This window comes from Ralstonia flatus (assembly GCF_958439105.1).
Classification (GTDB): domain Bacteria; phylum Pseudomonadota; class Gammaproteobacteria; order Burkholderiales; family Burkholderiaceae; genus Ralstonia; species Ralstonia flatus.
On record NZ_CAUDLI010000003.1, the window covers coordinates 364,571 to 381,140 of the forward strand.

13 protein-coding genes, 1 tRNA gene and 2 pseudogenes are annotated in these 16,570 nt (G+C 65.1%); 4 read left to right on the forward strand and 12 right to left on the reverse strand.

Features of this window, described 5'->3' with window-relative positions:
- The 10 genes and pseudogenes from R2676_RS08725 to R2676_RS26175 all read right to left on the reverse strand — a co-directional run.
- Entirely contained in the window at window positions 1-1,320 is a 1,320-nt protein-coding gene (locus R2676_RS08725; protein ID WP_206275562.1) for an MFS transporter, read from the reverse strand.
- Between the two features lie 47 nt (window positions 1,321-1,367).
- Window positions 1,368-2,750 (reverse strand): amino acid permease, encoded by a 1,383-nt coding sequence (locus R2676_RS08730; RefSeq protein WP_147214160.1) that lies wholly within the window; start codon window positions 2,748-2,750, stop codon window positions 1,368-1,370.
- Between the two features lie 238 nt (window positions 2,751-2,988).
- Window positions 2,989-3,534 (reverse strand): chromate transporter, encoded by a 546-nt coding sequence (locus tag R2676_RS08735; protein WP_206275563.1) that lies wholly within the window; start codon window positions 3,532-3,534, stop codon window positions 2,989-2,991.
- On the reverse strand, window positions 3,516-4,088 hold the full coding sequence (locus tag R2676_RS08740; protein WP_316887242.1) for a chromate transporter: 573 nt from the start codon (window positions 4,086-4,088) through the stop codon (window positions 3,516-3,518). The genes R2676_RS08735 and R2676_RS08740 overlap by 19 nt, the downstream gene beginning before the upstream one ends.
- 4 nt (window positions 4,089-4,092) lie before the next feature.
- Window positions 4,093-6,435 carry a DNA topoisomerase IV subunit A gene (gene parC, locus R2676_RS08745; protein ID WP_206275565.1) on the reverse strand — a complete coding sequence of 781 codons (2,343 nt, stop codon included), beginning with the start codon at window positions 6,433-6,435 and terminating at the stop codon, window positions 4,093-4,095.
- A gap of 49 nt (window positions 6,436-6,484) precedes the next feature.
- The gene (locus tag R2676_RS08750) at window positions 6,485-7,375 is read right to left on the reverse strand and encodes a lytic transglycosylase domain-containing protein (protein ID WP_206275765.1); all 891 of its coding nucleotides are present in this window, start codon (window positions 7,373-7,375) and stop codon (window positions 6,485-6,487) included.
- A 16-nt stretch (window positions 7,376-7,391) separates the two neighbouring features.
- Window positions 7,392-9,377 (reverse strand): DNA topoisomerase IV subunit B, encoded by a 1,986-nt coding sequence (locus tag R2676_RS08755; protein WP_206275566.1) that lies wholly within the window; start codon window positions 9,375-9,377, stop codon window positions 7,392-7,394.
- Window positions 9,378-9,549: 172 nt separating this feature from the next.
- Window positions 9,550-9,855 carry a hypothetical protein gene (locus R2676_RS26165; RefSeq protein WP_410003868.1) on the reverse strand — a complete coding sequence of 102 codons (306 nt, stop codon included), beginning with the start codon at window positions 9,853-9,855 and terminating at the stop codon, window positions 9,550-9,552.
- Between the two features lie 258 nt (window positions 9,856-10,113).
- Window positions 10,114-10,425: pseudogene (locus tag R2676_RS26170) on the reverse strand (ATP-binding cassette domain-containing protein); the annotation flags it as partial.
- A 201-nt stretch (window positions 10,426-10,626) separates the two neighbouring features.
- A pseudogene (locus R2676_RS26175) lies at window positions 10,627-11,460 on the reverse strand (ABC-F family ATP-binding cassette domain-containing protein); the annotation flags it as partial.
- Window positions 11,461-11,635: 175 nt separating this feature from the next.
- Here R2676_RS26175 and R2676_RS08765 point away from each other — a divergent pair.
- Window positions 11,636-11,842 (forward strand): hypothetical protein, encoded by a 207-nt coding sequence (locus tag R2676_RS08765; protein WP_206275766.1) that lies wholly within the window; start codon window positions 11,636-11,638, stop codon window positions 11,840-11,842.
- A 472-nt stretch (window positions 11,843-12,314) separates the two neighbouring features.
- Window positions 12,315-13,226, forward strand: coding sequence for an amino acid ABC transporter substrate-binding protein (locus tag R2676_RS08770; RefSeq protein WP_206275568.1), 912 nt, complete (start codon window positions 12,315-12,317; stop codon window positions 13,224-13,226).
- Between the two features lie 80 nt (window positions 13,227-13,306).
- On the opposite strand, the gene R2676_RS08775 is transcribed toward R2676_RS08770, so the two are convergent.
- Window positions 13,307-13,522 (reverse strand): hypothetical protein, encoded by a 216-nt coding sequence (locus R2676_RS08775; RefSeq protein WP_024976225.1) that lies wholly within the window; start codon window positions 13,520-13,522, stop codon window positions 13,307-13,309.
- A 311-nt stretch (window positions 13,523-13,833) separates the two neighbouring features.
- Here R2676_RS08775 and R2676_RS08780 point away from each other — a divergent pair.
- A tRNA-Arg gene (locus tag R2676_RS08780) sits at window positions 13,834-13,908 on the forward strand.
- A 112-nt stretch (window positions 13,909-14,020) separates the two neighbouring features.
- Here R2676_RS08780 and R2676_RS08785 read toward each other — a convergent pair.
- Entirely contained in the window at window positions 14,021-14,209 is a 189-nt protein-coding gene (locus R2676_RS08785) for a hypothetical protein (RefSeq protein ID WP_012435166.1), read from the reverse strand.
- 494 nt (window positions 14,210-14,703) lie between these two features.
- Between R2676_RS08785 and R2676_RS08790 the strand changes: the two genes are divergently transcribed.
- A complete protein-coding gene (locus tag R2676_RS08790) occupies window positions 14,704-16,569 on the forward strand; it encodes a DEAD/DEAH box helicase (RefSeq protein ID WP_206275569.1) in 1,866 nt (621 codons plus the stop codon).
- Window position 16,570 lies beyond the last annotated feature (1 nt).

Below are 16,570 nucleotides of genomic sequence, written 5' to 3' on the forward strand. Positions count from 1 at the left end.
TTACGACAGGCGGCGGCCGAGCGTCTCGGGCACCATCGCCAGCCCGATCAGCGAGACGAGGCCGCAGCCGATCACGTAGAACGCCGGCGCGTTGGCGTTGCCCGTGAGGTGGATCAGCTCGGTCGAGAAGAACTGCGCGAAGCCGCCAAAGATGGCGATGGCCACGCAGTAGGCGATCGACAGCCCCGTCGCGCGCAGCCGCTGCGGCAGCACCTCGCTCACCAGCACCATTGATGCCGGCGAGGTCATCGACATCGGCACCGACAGGCAGCCGACCACGATCAGCAACCGGGCGAGCGATGGGTCTGCGTTGATGAGTGCAAAGGCCGGATAGATCATCGCCAGCAGTGCAACGCGCGACCCCAGCACGACCTTGCGGCGCCCGACGCGGTCGGCCAGCCGGCCGGCGAACGGCGACAGCACCACCTGGACCAGCGCCGCAATGCACGCCGCCCAGATCCCCAGCGACAGCGGCATGTGCAGCACGCTCACAGCGTAGTTGCTGAGGTAGTAGACGATGATGTACGTGGACGACGCCACGCCGATCATCAGCAGGATGCTGGCGACCAGCGCACGACGGTGTTCGCGCAGCAACGGCAGCGTGGCGTCGGCTTCGCGCGTGCTGGGCGGTGCGGCGGTTTCTTCCAGACGGCGGCGGATGATCAGGCCGACCGGAATGACGAGAATGCCGATGACGAACGCCAGGCGCCAGCCCCACGACTCCAGCGCCGCGGGCGCCAGCACGTTGCTCAGCAGCAGGCCGACCAGCGCGCCGAACAGCGCGGCCAGCCCCTGGCTGAACGGCTGCCAGCTCGTATAGAAGCCGCGCGAGCGGTCGTCGGCGTATTCCAGCAGCAGCGCAGTCGAAGCACCCATCTCTCCGCCGATGGCAAAGCCCTGCACCAGCCGCGCCAGCACGACGAGCATGGGCGCGAGGATGCCGATCTGGGCGTAGGTGGGCGTGACGACAAAGACGAGCGACGACAGGCCCATCAGCCACAGCGTGAGCGCCACGGCCGGCTTGCGGCCTGCACGATCGGCGTACATGCCGATCAGCAGACCGCCGAGCGGACGCATCAGGAAACCCACGCCGAAGGTGGCGAACGACATCAGCAACTGGCCGGTCGCGTTGCCGACGGGAAAGTACAGCCGGCCGATCAGCGTGGCGAAGAAGCTGTAGACCACGAAGTCATAGAACTCCAGGCCGTTGCCGATGGTGATGGCGGCAATGGCCCGCGTGCGTGACAGCGGTTGCGCGTGGCCGATTGCCTGCGTGCCGGCGCGGCCGGCGTACGACGGCGCAGAGGTGTGGTTCGACATGGGTTGTCTCCGAAACTCGTCTTCTTATTTGCGGGGGCGGGCCTGGCTCACGCCCCGCTGGCCTCTTCGGCCAGAACGGCTGCTGCGTTGGGCTTCACGCGCAGATACCATGCGGCCGACATGAGCAGCACCCAGCCTGCGCCAACGTACAGCGCCACGCGGGTGTCTTCCATCGTGCCCAGCACGCCGATCACGAACAGCATGAACGCGATGGCAAGGGCCGGCCCCACGGGCCACAGCGGCACCTTGAACTTGAGCGCCCGCACTTCTTCGGCCGACAGGCGACGGCGCATCGCCACCTGCGACAGCAGGATCATCAGCCAAACCCACACGGTGGCGAACGTGGCGATCGACGCGATGATCACGAAGACGTTCTCGGGAATCAGGTAGTTCAGCACCACGCCGCACAGCAGCGCGCCGGCCATGAACAGCACCGTTACCCAGGGCACGCCGTGGCGCGACGTGGCCGCAAAGATGCGCGGCGCCTGGCCCTGCTCGGCCATGCCGTACATCATCCGGCCCGCGCCGAAGATGTTGCTGTTGATGGCCGAGATGGCTGCCGAAATGACGATGAGGTTGAGGATTGCCGCCGCAGACTGGATGCCCAGCCCCGAGAAGATCTGCACGAACGGGCTGCCCTGGCCGTCGATGCCCGTCCACGGGAAGATCGCCATCAGCACGCACATGGTCAGCACGTAGAACAACAGGATGCGCGCCGGCACGGCGTTGATGGCCTTCGGGATGACCTTGTCGGGGTTCTGCGCCTCACCGCCGGTGATGCCGATGATCTCGACGCCGCCGTACGCAAACATCACCACGGCAAACGACGCCACGAGGCCGCCCACGCCGTGCGGCAGGAAACCGCCGTGCGACCAGAGATTGCTCAGGCCCGACGCATGCTCGCCGTTCATCTTCACGCCGAGGAACAGGATGACGGTGCCGCCGACGATCATGGCGCCGATCGCCACGATCTTGATCAGCGCGAGCCAGAATTCCATCTCGCCGAACACCTTGACGTTGCAGAGGTTCAGGCCGCAGATGAGCATGACGATGCCGAGCACCCAGATCCATTGCGGGACCTCGGGAAACCAGAAGCCCATGTAGATGCCGAAGGCGGTCACGTCGGCCAGGCAGACGATCACCATTTCGAGGATGTACGTCCAGCCGGTGAGAAAGCCGGCGAGCGGGCCGAGGTTGTCGCGCGCATAGCGCCCGAACGAGCCGGAAACCGGCTGGCGCACCGCCATCTCGCCGAGCGCGCGCATGACCATGTAGACGGCCGCGCCGCCGATGATGTACGCGAGGATCACGGCCGGCCCGGCCAGCTGGATGGCAGAAGCAGAGCCGTAGAAAAGGCCCGTGCCGATGGCCGAACCGAGCGCGAGAAAGCGGATATGCCGCGCGCGCAGGTTGCGTTGAAGGTGTTCCAAACTGTCTCCTCTTTATGTCGGCGAGGCTGTCGGCGCAGTGCCGGGCTGGACGCACGCGTCGAGCCGACCGGAATTCACATACAGACAACATCGCTTTGATCGATATGTTGTTGTATATACATCATGAACGGCATTGGGGTATTCCCGAGGGCCGTGGCGCCATCTCGTTGGCGAGCGGGCCAAGAAAAAAGGCGGACATGCGTCCGCCTTGGTTTTTGCAGGCCGTGCGAGCCGAGCGCTACACCCAGCCCATGCCGCCGACCAATGCCCCCAGCCCCACCAGCACCAGCGGGTGGACGCGGGTGAAGGAGCACGCCACGACCGTCGCCACGGTCAGCGCGATGGTGCTGAAGCTGCTGTCTGCGCCGCGTGCGAGCACCCAGCCGGTGGAGAACAGCAGGCCGATCGTCAGCGGTGCGAGGCCGCGGCGGATCAGCGCAATCCAGCGCGCGTCGGGCTTGCGGTCCATGACGCGCGCGATGACGGCAGCAATCACACACGACGGCCCGCAGATGCCGACCAGCGAGGCAATCGCCCCGCCCAGACCCGCCGCCTGCCAGCCGAACAACTCCACGAACAGCACGTTGGGGCCCGGCGCCGCCTGCGAGATGGCGTACATGGCGCTCAACTGCTCGCTTGTCATGTAATGCCGCGTGTCAACCAGGAAACGGTGCATGTCGGGCAGCGTCGAACTGGCCCCGCCGATGGCGAGAAACGACAGCACGAGGAAGTGCCAGAAGAGGTCGAAGACGGTGGTGAGATAACTCATCGCATTGCCCACCATTCGAGCACGAGCGCAAGCGGAATCAGCACCAGCATCACGGGCAGCAACGGCCACTGCAGGACGCCGATGGTGAGGAAAACCGCCAGGCCGATGCCGAGCGCGAGCCAGGTGCGCGACTGGCCCTGCGCCAGTTTGACGGCCGTTGACAGTACCAGCCCCGCTGCCACCGCCGCCATGCCCTTGAGCAGGTTCTGCACCACCGACAGCGCGCTGAAATGGTCGTACAGCATGACGATCAGCAGCAACACCACCGCGGGCGTCAGCACCAGGCCGGCCATTGCGGCAGCGGCGCCGCGCACCCCGTGAAAGCGGTAGCCGAGCATCACCGAAAGGTTGACCACATTCGGGCCCGGCAACACCTGGCCCAGGCTCAGCAGCTCGGCGAACTCGGTGTTGGAGAGCCAGCGGTTGCGATCGACAATGCCGGCGCGCGCAAAGGGCAGCACGCCGCCGAAGCCCGACAGGCCCATCCGCGCAAACTCGGTGAAGAGCTTGCTGCAGGACGGGATGTGCGCTGCGGTGCTGGCTTCAGGCGCGGCGGTCGGATCGCTCATGGGCTCAGGCGGCGTCCGGCGCGGGCTTGGGCAACGAGAGCTTCGGATCGCGCAGCTTGGGCTCCAGCGTCTTGCCCTTGCGTGCGCGCTTGCCGGCGTACGGCTCTTGGGCGCGCGTCGTCAGGGTCTGCTCGACTGCCTTGCCGCCGCGCGGGCCGGTGCCCGAGAGCACAAAGCCCGCTGCGCCAAAGGCCACCGCCTGGAGCAGCGTTTCGTTCTTCTCCAGCTCCATCAGGATCACGCCACGGCCACCGCTGGCGAGCGTCTTCAACTCGCTGATCTGGAACAGCAGCATGCGGCCGCCTTCGGACAGGCACGCCACGCCGTAAGCGTCCGGCGGCACCGGCGCCGGCTTGTTCGGTTGATCGCCCTCGTCCAGCGTCAGGAACGCCTTGCCGGCCTTCTGGCGGCCGACCATGTCGCCCACCTTGGCGAGGAAGCCGTTGCCGCCGCGCGTGGAGATCACCAGGTTCTGTTCGGCATGGCCCGCGAAGGTGTGGGCGATGTGCGTGCCCGGCGCGAGTTCGATCAGCGTCGTCAGCGGCACGCCGTCGCCACGGCCGCCCGGCAGGTTCGCCACGGCCACGGAATAGACGCGACCCGTGCCCTTGTCGTCGCGCGTGCCGAAGATCAGCAGCGCATCGGTGGTGCGGCATTCAAACGTGTCGTACAGCGTGTCGCCCGCCTTGAAGGCGAATTGCGTGGCGTCGTGGCCGTGGCCCTGGCGCGTACGCACCCAGCCCTTCTGCGAGACGATCACCGTGACGGGTTCGTCGACGACCTTCACTTCGGCAGCGGCACGGCGCTCTTCCTGGATGAAGGTGCGGCGGTCGTCGCCGTATTGCTTCGCGTCGGTCTCGATCTCCTTGATGATGCGACGGCGCATCATGGTCTCGGACTTCAGCAGCACGTCCAGCTCGCCCTGCTCTTCGCGCAGGTTCTTCAGCTCCTGCTCGATCTTGATGGCTTCCAGGCGAGCCAACTGGCGCAGGCGGATTTCCAGGATGTCTTCGGCCTGACGATCGCTCAGGTTGAAGACCTGGATCAGCGCGGCCTTGGGCTCCTCGCTCTCGCGGATGATGCGGATCACGTCCTCAATGCGCAGCAGCACCAGCTGCCGGCCTTCGAGGATGTGGATGCGGTCTTCGACCTTGCCCAGACGATGGCGCGTGCGGCGCGTGACCGTGGCGAAGCGGTAGGCGATCCACTCGCGCAGGATCTCAGCCAGGCCCTTCTGGCGCGGCCGGCCATCCGTGCCGATCATCACCAGGTTGATGGCCGCGCCCGATTCCAGCGATGTGTGGGCCAGCAGCGCATTGGCAAATTCCTGCTGGTCGATGTTCTTGCTCTTGGGCTCGAACACGAGGCGCACCGGGGCGTCCTTGCCGGACTCGTCGCGCACGGCATCGAGCAGGCCCAGCATGGTCTGCTTCATGGTGAGCTGATCCGGCGACAGCGACTTCTTGCCCGTGCGCACCTTCGGGTTCGTCAGCTCTTCAATCTCTTCGAGCACCTTCTGCGACGAGGTGTTGGGCGGCAACTCGTTCACCACCAGTTGCCACTGGCCGCGCGCGAGTTCTTCGATCTTCCAGCGCGCGCGCACCTTCAGGCTGCCGCGGCCGCTTTCGTACACCTGCGCAATGTCGGCTGCGGACGAGATGATCTGGCCGCCGCCCGGGAAGTCCGGACCGGGCATGTACTGCATCAGGTCGGTGCTGGTGAGCTTGTCGTCGCGAATGAGCGCCACCGTGGCATTCGCCACCTCGCGCAGGTTGTGCGACGGGATTTCCGTGGCCATCCCCACCGCAATGCCCGATGCGCCGTTGAGCAGCACGAACGGCAGGCGGGCCGGCAGGAGCTTCGGCTCTTCCATCGAGCCGTCGTAGTTGGGGATGAAGTCGACCGTGCCCTGGTCCAGCTCTTCGAGCAGCAGGCGCGAGATGGGCGTGAGGCGCGCTTCGGTGTAGCGCATCGCCGCCGCACCGTCGCCATCGCGCGAGCCGAAGTTGCCCTGGCCGTCGATCAGCGGATAGCGCAACGAGAAAGCCTGCGCCAGGCGCACCAGCGCGTCGTAGGCGGATTGATCGCCGTGCGGGTGATATTTACCCAGCACGTCACCCACCACACGCGCCGATTTGACGGGCTTGGCATCGGCACGCAAGCCCATCTCGTGCATTGCGAACAGGATGCGGCGCTGCACCGGCTTCTGGCCATCGGCCACTTCGGGCAGTGCGCGGCCCTTGACCACGCTGATGGCGTAGTCGAGGTAGGCGCGCTCGGCATAGGCGCCAAGCGTGAGCGCTTCGGCCGGCTCGCTGGGGTCGAAGAGGATGTCTTGTTGTTCCATGGAGGCTCAAGCGAAAGCGGCGCGCTTCAACGTGGCGGCGCCGCCAGGATCAATGTTGGGGTACGTTCGTGGCCACGCCGGTGGCCGGGTCCAATACGAGTTCGATGCGTGCGGGCCGGCCTGTGCGGCCCGGCTTGCGCGTGGCGATGACGCCGTTGCCGCTCACGTTCATCAACCCGGGCACGGCGGCGACAGGGTTGTAGTAGCGATAGAACTGCAGCACCGTCTTCACGTAGTTCTGTGTCTCGGCGTACGGCGGAATGTCATTGCCGTGCTTCTGAACCGCGCCCTCGCCCGCGTTGTAGGCGGCCAGCACGAGTTCGAGGTTGCCCGAGAACATGCGCAGCAGATCGCTCAGGTAACGCACGCCGGTGGTGATGTTGGTCTTGGGGTCGGCCAGCTTCTGGGCGGCGGTGCGGCGGGCGTCGCCCGTCACGCCGTAGCGCGCGCCGGTGTCCGGAATCACCTGCATCAGCCCGATCGCGCCCTTGGGCGACACGGCCTGCGGGTTGAAAGCGGATTCGGCGGCAATCACGGCCTTCACCAAAGCGGGGTCGATACCGTGCTTGCTCGCGGCCTGGCGGATCAGCGGTTCCACCGTCGGCACGTTCGGATGCTGCAGCACCGCGCGCACCAGGCGCTGGCGCATGCCGGCGGCGTTGTCGAGTGCATCGCGCTTGCTGGCGTTGAGATAGGCGTCGGCATCGGGCAGCTCGGTCGCCGGCAGGGCGATGGCGCTGTCGTCCTTGGCCTTGTCGTCGCCCTTGCTCGCCACTGCAGCGCCTTTCATGAACAGCACGTAGCGATCGTCCAGCCGTTCGGCAGCGAAATGCGCGAGACCGTTTTCATCGATGTAGCCGTAGACGTCCGCGCGCGCCGGCTGGCTGGCCAACAGGCCCAGCGCCGTCAATGCGAATGCGAAACGTACGGAAAGCTTCATCATTGTCGGTTTGCGGTCAGATATCGGCTTCGACTTCGTTGCCGCGCGCTTCCAGCCACGTGCGGCGTGCACCGGCTTCGCCCTTGCCCATCAGCATGTTCATCATGTTGATGGTCTGGTCTTGGCCCAGTTCGCCCAGCGCCACGGGCAGCAGGCGGCGCGTGTCGGGATTCATGGTGGTTTCCCAGAGCTGCTCCGCGCTCATTTCGCCCAGGCCCTTGAAGCGGGAGATCTGCCACGCGCCTTCCTTCACGCCGTCCTTGCGCAGCTTGTCTTCAATGGCTTCCAGCTCGCCGTCGTCCAGCGCGTAGAGCTTCTGCGCGGGCTTCTTGCCGCGCGCCGGGGCATCGACACGATACAGCGGCGGACGGGCCACGCACACGTGCCCCCGATCGATCAATTGCGGGAAGTGCTTGAAGAACAACGTGAGCAGCAGCACCTGGATGTGCGCGCCGTCCACGTCAGCATCGGACAGGATGCAGATCTTGCCGTAGCGCAGGCCCGACAGGTCGACCGTATCGTTCGGACCGTGCGGGTCCACGCCGATGGCGACTGCAATGTCGTGCACTTCGTTGTTGGCGAACAGGCGATCGCGCTCGGTCTCCCAGGTGTTCAGCACCTTGCCGCGCAACGGCAGGATGGCCTGGAATTCCTTGTCGCGGCCCATCTTGGCCGAGCCACCGGCGGAGTCGCCTTCCACCAGGAAAAGTTCGTTGCGGGTGACGTCGTCGGATTCGCAGTCGGTGAGCTTGCCGGGCAGCACGGCCACGCCGGAGCCCTTCTTCTTCTCGACCTTCTGCGCGGCACGTGTGCGCGCCTGCGCCTGCTTGATGACGAGTTCGGCCAGCTTCTTGCCGTGATCGACGTGCTGGTTCAGCCACAGCTCCAGCGCCGGGCGGCTGAAGGTCGACACGAGCCGCACCGCATCGCGGCTGTTCAGGCGTTCCTTGATCTGCCCCTGGAATTGCGGGTCGAGCACCTTGGCCGACAGCACGAACGAAGCGCGCGCAAACACGTCTTCGGACATCAGCTTGACGCCCTTGGGCAGCAGCGCGTGCATCTCGACAAAGCTCTTCACGGCCTGGAACAGGCCTTCGCGCAACCCGGATTCGTGCGTACCGCCGGCGGGCGTGGGGATCAGGTTGACGTACGACTCGCGCACCGGCGAGCCCTCTTCCGTCCAGGCCACCACCCACGATGCGCCTTCACCGAAGGCAAAGCCTTCTTCGCCCGGCTTGTCGGGATCGGCAAAGTGCTCGCCTTCGAACAGCGGGATCACCGGCTCGGCACCGCTGCCCTGCGCAAGCGATTCGATCAGATAGCCGCGCAGGCCCTGGTCGTATTGCCATTCGAGCGTCTCGCCGGTTTTTTCCAGCGTGAGGCTGACCTTCACGCCCGGCAGCAGCACGGCCTTGCTGCGCAGCAGACGCTGCAGTTCGGCCTGCGGGATATTCTCGGAATCGAAATACTTGGGGTCCGGCCACGCGCGCACGCGTGTGCCGCTCTTCTTCTCGCCGCGTTCGGCCTTGCGGGTGGTCAGGGGCTCGATCACGTCGCCGCCGGAGAACGCGAGCGTCGACACATTGCCGTCACGCCAGACCGTCACTTCCAGCCGCGTCGACAGCGCGTTCGTGACCGACACGCCCACGCCGTGCAAGCCGCCGGAGAACGCGTAGGCGCCGCCGCGGCCCTTGTCGAACTTGCCGCCGGCATGCAGACGCGTGTAGACGATCTCGACCACCGGCACGCCCTCTTCGGGGTGGATGCCGACAGGAATGCCGCGCGCATCGTCTTCGACGCTCATGCTGCCGTCCTTGTGCAGCGTCACGGCGATCAACTTGCCGTAGCCGCCCAACGCTTCGTCAGCGGAGTTGTCGATGACCTCCTGCATGATGTGCAGGGGATTGTCGGTGCGCGTGTACATGCCCGGCCGTTGCTTGACCGGTTCCAGGCCCTTGAGGACCTTGATCGACGATTCGCTGTATTGGGAGGTTTTGCTCATGGAAGGCGGAAAAACTGACCAGGCTTGGGTCTGTCCCCAAGCGCCGGGAATGCAGCGCGCATTGTAAAGGAAGCTGTCCTGAACAATGAGGAGGGATCGTCAGCGTCGGGATGCGCGCGAAAACTCACATTCGCCCGACATCCCGCTGACATATTGCGTGGTTATTGCAGCGTCACACCGTGCCGGCGCGCTTGGCTTCGAGGGCTTCCCAACGCTCCAGCGCTTCCAGCAGCTCCAGTTCGATGGCTTCGTGGCGCTCGGCCAGCTTTTGCGCGCGCTCCGGGTCGCGGCCGTAGATCGTGCCGTCCTCCAGTTCGCCGCCGACCTGCTTCTGCTCCGCCTCCAGCGCTTCGATGGTGGCGGGCAGCGCATCGAGTTCGCGCTGTTCCTTGTAGCTCAGCTTGACCGTGGCGCGCTCGCGGGGCTTGGCGGCTTCGGGCTTCTTCTCTTCGGCGACGGGCTTGGCGGCTTGCGCCATCTGCGCCGCGCGTGCCGATTGCGTCTGCCAGTCCGAGAACCCACCCACGTATTCGCGCCAGCGGCCCTCGCCCTCAGCCGCAATCACCGAAGTCACGACGTTGTCGACGAACGCGCGATCGTGCGAAACCAGGAAAACGGTACCGCTATATTCCTGCAGCAGTTCTTCCAGCAGTTCGAGCGTGTCGATGTCCAGATCGTTGGTCGGCTCGTCGAGCACCAGCACGTTGGCCGGGCGGGCAAACAGGCGAGCCAGCAGCAGCCGGTTGCGCTCGCCGCCCGACAGCGAGGCCACCGGCGAGCGCGCGCGCTCGGGCGGGAAGAGGAAATCGCCCAGATAGCTCATCACGTGCTTGCGCTGGCCATTGACTTCGATCCAGTCACTGCCGGGGCTGATGGTGTCGGCAAGCGAGCGGTTCAGGTCCAGTTGCGCGCGCATCTGGTCGAAGTACGCGACCTGCAGGTTGGTGCCGTTGCGCACCGTGCCCGAATCGGGCGCCAGTTCGCCCAGGATCAACTTCAGCAGCGTGGTCTTGCCGACGCCGTTGGCGCCGAGAATGCCCACCTTGTCGCCGCGCATGATGGTCGCGGTGAAGTTGTCGACGACGGTCTTGTCGCCATAGCGCTTGGTCACGTCGATCAGCTCGGCGACGATCTTGCCGGAGCGGTCGCCCTGCGAAACCTCCAGCTTCACGTTGCCCTGCACGTCGCGGCGCGCCTGACGCTCCACACGCATCTGTTCCAGCCGCGCCACACGGCCGACGCTGCGTGTGCGGCGCGCTTCCACACCCTTGCGGATCCACACTTCTTCCTGCGCGAGCAGCTTGTCGAAGCGGGCATTTTCCAGCGCTTCGGCTTCCAGCTCCTGCGCCTTGCGCGTCTGATACGCCGTGAAGTTGCCGGGGTATGAGCGCAGTTTGCCGCGATCGAGTTCGATGATGCGCGTGGCCACGCGGTCAAGAAACGCCCGGTCGTGCGTGATGAACAACACGCTGCCGCGGAAAGCCAACAGCAGGTCTTCCAGCCAGCGGATGGAGTCGTAGTCGAGGTGGTTGGTCGGCTCGTCCAGCAGCAGGATGTCGGGCGCGCCCACCAGCGCCTGGGCGAGCGCCACACGCTTGGTCAGGCCACCCGAAAGCGAACCGATGCGCGCGCCGGGCTGCAGGCCCAACTGGGCGATCGTCGTTTCGACGCGCGTGCGCAACTGCCACGCGTCTGCCGCTTCCAACTGGGATTGCAGCGCCTGCAGCCTGTGTAGCGCGTCTTCATCGTGGGAATCGCCCATCGACGTGATCAGCGCCTCGTATTCAGCCAGAAGGCCGGCGGCGTGCGGCACACCCATCGCCACGGCTTCGGCCACGGTCTGTTCGGGGTCGAATTCAGGCTCTTGCGGCACATAGGCTGAGGTCACGCCGCTCTGGCGGGCGATCAGGCCATCATCCGGGGAGGTCGTCCCCGCCACGATCTTGAGCAGCGACGACTTGCCGGTGCCGTTGCGGCCGATCAGGCCAACGCGCTCGCCGGCCTCCAGCGAGAAATCGGTGTGGTCGAGCAGCGCCACGTGGCCGAACGCCAGTTGCGCATCGGTAATGGAAAACAGGGCCATGCTGGAGTGAAAAAGGTGCGGGCCGCGTACGGGCCGGAAGGCGCGTATTGTAGTCGCCCCGCGCGTCGCCCATCGGCGGCATTGCGCTTGCAGATGCCGGTGCTATAACGCTTGTGCCGCCGGACTCGCTTTTTCCGGCCGCGCCATCCATACCGTTACGAAAGGGGGAATGACGATGCGCGGACTCTTCGGAGTGTTGATCATCTTGATCGTGGCAGGTATTCCGGTACGGCAGATCTTGCTGCGGACCGGATTCTCACCGTGGTGGGCCCTGCTTGTGCTGGTGCCGGTGGTGAACCTGGTGGCGCTGTGGATTTTCGCGTTCTCGAACTGGCCGCGGCAGGCGCCTCAGCCGGGCAACGTGCTGCCGAATCAGAACTGATTCCCGTAGAAACACGCAAGCGCCAAAGAAAACGGCCCGCTTTCGGCGGGCCGGAAGAGTCTCTCCTCGATGCCTTGCGAACAAGACATGGCCGCAGCATAGCGCCCCTCGTCAGTCTCGGGCAGTCAGGACAAACCCGGTAGGGAAAAACGCGTAACGCCAAGCCCAGTGCGGCTTCGCACCGCAGCAACGCATGCTGCGTCAAGCATACACCGCAGGCGAGTTCACTGCACCGGCTGCACCATGTGAGCGGTGCGTTACGCACGGCGGGTGTGCGCGACGCACCACTGCAAGGCAGTCGCTCCCGACCGTCTTTTAGAAGCCGGAATCCAGTCTTGCAGCCTGCTTACAACACCAGAAAGGCGCGGGCCAGCAGGTTGCAGCGCCGCGCCGTATCATGCGGCAGGCCCTCCGGTCACGAGCCGGGCATAACGATAACGTGGGCCACCGATTCTTTCCGGGGGATACAACCATGCCGTTCTTCACGCGCACGCTGCCGGCTGCAGCGCTGCTCTTCGCTTCGCTGTCCAGTTTCGTACCGGGTACGGTCCTGGCCTCGTCCACGCCCGTGCTTGACCGCATCCGCGATACCGGCGCCGTCCGCGTCGCCTATCGCGAAAGCTCCGTGCCCTTCTCGTTCTACGACGCTGACAAAAAGCCCGTGGGCTACGCCATGGACCTGTGCCTGCGTGTGGTCGACAAGCTGCGCGCCGATCTCAAGCGGCCGGACCTGAAAGTCCAATATGTGATGGTCACGCCTTCAACTCGGATGCCGGCCATCATCGAAGGCAAGGCGGACCTCGAATGCGGCTCGACCACGAACAACCGCGAACGCCGGGAGAAAGTGGCCTTCACGATCCCGCACTACATCGCGGGCATTCGCATGCTGGTCAAGACCTCGTCGGGTATCCGCAAGTGGGACGATTTGCGCGGCAAGACCGTCGTCACCACGAAGGGCACCACGAGCGTGGCAGAACTGCGCAAGATGAACGATGTCCGCGTCTTGAACATGACCTTCCTGGAAGCCAAGGACCACGCCGAATCGTTCGCGATGGTCGAAACCGGCAAGGCAGACGCCTTCGCAATGGACGACGTGCTGCTCTACGGCTTCCGCGCCAATACCAAGAACCCGAGCGACTACGCCGTCGTCGGCGACATGCTGACGGTCGAGCCCTACGCGATCATGCTCAGCAAGGACGACGCCGAGTTCAAGCGCCTGGTGGATCGCGCGATGACGAACATCATCCTCGACTATGACGCCGAGAAGCTCTACAAGAAGTGGTTCCAGCAGCCGATTCCGCCGCACAGTGCCAAGCTCGATATCCCGATGAGCTTTCTGCTGCGCGACTCGTTCAAATATCCGAGCGACAAGGTCGCCGATTAAACGGATCAGCGCGCAGCATCAACGCCGCCGTCATGCATGGCGGCGTTTTTGTTTGTGGGCGACACAAACAGCAATGGGCTTTAAAGGAAGTGTTTGACGACCTGTTCTTCCAGGCCGACAAAGCGCACGAGCTGGCGTGAGCCATCAGGAAACTGCTTGATGACGTGGCCGTCGGGCGTATCGGTGTGACGGAAATAGATCGGCCGATCGATCGTCCCGGGCCGATGCTTGGGGAGCAGGCTTTCCAGCGACGGCTCCACCGTCCACGGATCGTCCCGTTCTTCGGATGTCAGCATGTTGGTCGCCTAGGGGTTTCTGAAAAGGGGTGATGAAGCATAACTTCCGTGAAGAACCGTGGAAAGTTCGTAATACTTAAATCTGATTCTTTGACCGATCGTTCGTTCGCTTTAGCGTTTGCATCATCACAAGAGCGCTTGAACTGTGGGCGGCAACCTACAAAAACCATGGCGTCATCATCGTTTCATGTGGCGTCGGTATTAGCTGCCCGTGTGACGCCCCGCCCCGTGGTTCTCTGGTCTTGGTCCCGCAAATTGCGTAGAATCGCGGCTCGCTCGGGCGGCCCTTCGCGTCACCCGGGGGTCGGTCACTCGCCGTAGCACAATGGATAGTGCACGCGCCTCCTAAGCGTGAGATACAGGTTCGATTCCTGTCGGCGGGACCAGCAGATACGACAAAGCCAGGCAGCACGCCTGGCTTTTGATTTCTGAGCCGCACAAAACGACGAGGCCCGCCACACGCGGGCGGGCCTATGGCTGCGGATGGCCCCGGGCCATCTAGGTCAGCACCGGCAGCGCTTCGAGCACGAGCAGGCCGATCAACACCCCGATGATCGTCAGCAGCACGCGAATCCCTACTCGCGCGCCTCGAATCACCAGTGGCGCAGACGCCAGTCCAATCACGCCCGCAACGCAAACGGCGAGCAACAGATATAGGTTGGAGAAGGCCATCGGGAATTCCATCATCCGCCCCTTTCCGGCCGAGCGTGGCCGGTCCCTGGAGTATAGGCCGCACGTTCGATCCGGCAAGCGGCGGCGCTGACACGCGCGGCGCCAGCGGAATTTTTGCGCACTGCAAAAATTCGTGCTATAGTCCGTGGCTTGGCTGCTTACTGCCGTATTTTTCGGTCCGCGGTTGGCCGATGTGCTGGTTCCGACCAGCGCGCATCGTCCGAATCCCCGCCCGTTGCATGCATGCGCAGCCGATTGCCATTGTGCTTGGCATCGTCTCCGATCTCCCGCGTGGATTCACATCACGCCGAAGGGACCGCCGCCCCACCTCGCTGACCAGTTCAGCTTGAGGCCGGCCCACTCCCCCGCCTTGTCCGTTCTGCAGCCCGTCTGTCGAACCGGCCTTATCCGATTGGCGCCGACGCCCGTGATTAACCGGTCGCCGTATCCCATTTCCGTCGTCTGCATCCGTTGATGTAGCGGCGCGGCAGCCTTACTACCTATTCGACATGACGCAGCCTCAAGACGGCAGCGGCGCTATTGCGCACGCTGAAACCATCAACACCAATACCGAAAACCTGATCGCCGAAGCCGCGACCCGTGCCAGCGCCTTTGCTGCACTGGGCCTGGACGACCGCATCGTCCGCGCGCTGGGTGAAGTGAACTACACCACACCGACGCCGGTGCAGGCCCAAGCCATTCCGGCCTGCCTGTCGGGCCGCGACCTGCTGGTCACGAGCCAGACCGGTTCGGGCAAGACCGCTGCGTTCATCCTGCCGGCCATCCAGCGCATCAGCGAGCAGCCTGAGCCGCAGCGTCCGCGCATGGACGGCCCGCCGCAACGCATGAAGGGTCGCCGCCCCCGCCCAGCGCCGGCCAAGCCGTCGCTGCTGGTGCTCACGCCCACGCGTGAACTGGCCCTCCAGGTGACCACCGCCACCGCACAATACGGCCGCCATCTGCGCCGCATCGTCTGCGCGAGCATCCTGGGCGGCATGCCTTACCCGAAGCAGCTCGACATGCTGGCACGCATGCCGGACATCATCATCGCTACGCCGGGCCGCCTGCTCGACCACATCGACTCGGGCCGCATTGACCTGTCGGCGCTCGACATGCTCGTCTTTGACGAAGCCGACCGCATGCTGGACATGGGCTTCTCGGATGACATCGAAGCCATCGTCGGGGCCACGCCGGCCACACGTCAGATGCTGATGTTCTCGGCAACGATGGACCGTCGCATCGAGCAACTGGCCGAACGCATGATGCGCGAGCCGCAGCGTATCGAAATCGCCGCAGCCAAGGTCGACCAGAGCCACATCGAAGAGCGTCTGCACTTCACCGACGACATGTCGCACAAGCAGCAGCTGCTGGATCACCTGCTGCGCGATGCATCGCTCAAGCAAGCCATCGTCTTCACGGCGACCAAGCGTGATGCCGACTCGCTGGCCGAGCGCCTGACCGAGCACGGTTTCTCCGCCGGCGCCTTGCATGGCGACATGCACCAGGGCGCGCGTAACCGCACGCTGACGGCACTGCGCCGCGGCCAGTTGCGCGTGTTGGTGGCCACCGACGTGGCCGCCCGCGGCATCGACGTGCCGGACATCACGCACGTGGTCAACTTCGACCTGCCCAAGCAAGCTGAAGACTACGTGCACCGCATCGGCCGTACGGGCCGTGCCGGTCGCAGCGGTATCGCCATCAACCTGGTGAACCACAACGACACGTTCCAATGGCGCCGCATCGAGCGCTTCGTTGATCGCCGCATCGACGCCTCCGTGGTGGAAGGCCTGGAGCCGAAGCGCTCGCCCAAGCCGCGTACCGGCGGCCCGCGTGCCGGCGGCGACCGTGGCGGCTACCGTGGAAACGGTGGCAATGGCGGCGGTTATCGCGGCCAGCGCGAAGGCTACGGCGCACGCCAGGGTGGCAATGGCGGCAACAGCGAAGGCCGCTTCCAGCGCAGCTTCGGCGGCGACCGCGACGGCTTTGCTCCGCGCCGCGACGATCGCAACGGTAACGGCGGCGGCTACCAAGGTGGCCAACGTGAATGGAACCGCGACGACCGCGCTCCGCGTCAGTCGTACGGCCAAGGCCAGCAAAACCGTGGCGATTGGCAACAGCGCCCCGCCCGTACGCAAGACGGCAGCCGGGGCTACGGCAACACCACCGGCGGCAACGCTGGCGGTTATGGCAATCGTGACGGCAACCGCGAAAGCTACGGCAACCGCGAAGGCGCCCCGCGTCGCTTCGGCGACAACAACGGCGGCAGCCGCTTCGGCGACGGTGGCAACGGCGCGCAGCGTCGCAGCTACGGCAATCGCGACGGCAACCGTGACAGCTACGGCAGCAAGGGCCGTTCGCGCGACTTCGATCGTTGAT

What these genes read in the sequence shown, in the direction of transcription:
- parC (WP_206275565.1), bottom strand. Translation starts at nt 6,435, where the DNA reads ATGGAACAACAAGACATCCTCTTCGACCCCAGCGAGCCGGCCGAAGCG.
- R2676_RS08785 (WP_012435166.1), bottom strand. Translation starts at nt 14,209, where the DNA reads ATGATGGAATTCCCGATGGCCTTCTCCAACCTATATCTGTTGCTCGCC.
- R2676_RS08750 (WP_206275765.1), bottom strand. Translation starts at nt 7,375, where the DNA reads ATGAAGCTTTCCGTACGTTTCGCATTCGCATTGACGGCGCTGGGCCTG.
- R2676_RS08735 (WP_206275563.1), bottom strand. Translation starts at nt 3,534, where the DNA reads ATGGTGGGCAATGCGATGAGTTATCTCACCACCGTCTTCGACCTCTTC.
- R2676_RS08790 (WP_206275569.1), top strand. Translation starts at nt 14,704, where the DNA reads ATGACGCAGCCTCAAGACGGCAGCGGCGCTATTGCGCACGCTGAAACC.
- R2676_RS08770 (WP_206275568.1), top strand. Translation starts at nt 12,315, where the DNA reads ATGCCGTTCTTCACGCGCACGCTGCCGGCTGCAGCGCTGCTCTTCGCT.
- R2676_RS26165 (WP_410003868.1), bottom strand. Translation starts at nt 9,855, where the DNA reads ATGGCGCAAGCCGCCAAGCCCGTCGCCGAAGAGAAGAAGCCCGAAGCC.
- R2676_RS08765 (WP_206275766.1), top strand. Translation starts at nt 11,636, where the DNA reads ATGCGCGGACTCTTCGGAGTGTTGATCATCTTGATCGTGGCAGGTATT.
- R2676_RS08740 (WP_316887242.1), bottom strand. Translation starts at nt 4,088, where the DNA reads ATGAGCGATCCGACCGCCGCGCCTGAAGCCAGCACCGCAGCGCACATC.
- R2676_RS08725 (WP_206275562.1), bottom strand. Translation starts at nt 1,320, where the DNA reads ATGTCGAACCACACCTCTGCGCCGTCGTACGCCGGCCGCGCCGGCACG.
- R2676_RS08755 (WP_206275566.1), bottom strand. Translation starts at nt 9,377, where the DNA reads ATGAGCAAAACCTCCCAATACAGCGAATCGTCGATCAAGGTCCTCAAG.
- R2676_RS08775 (WP_024976225.1), bottom strand. Translation starts at nt 13,522, where the DNA reads ATGCTGACATCCGAAGAACGGGACGATCCGTGGACGGTGGAGCCGTCG.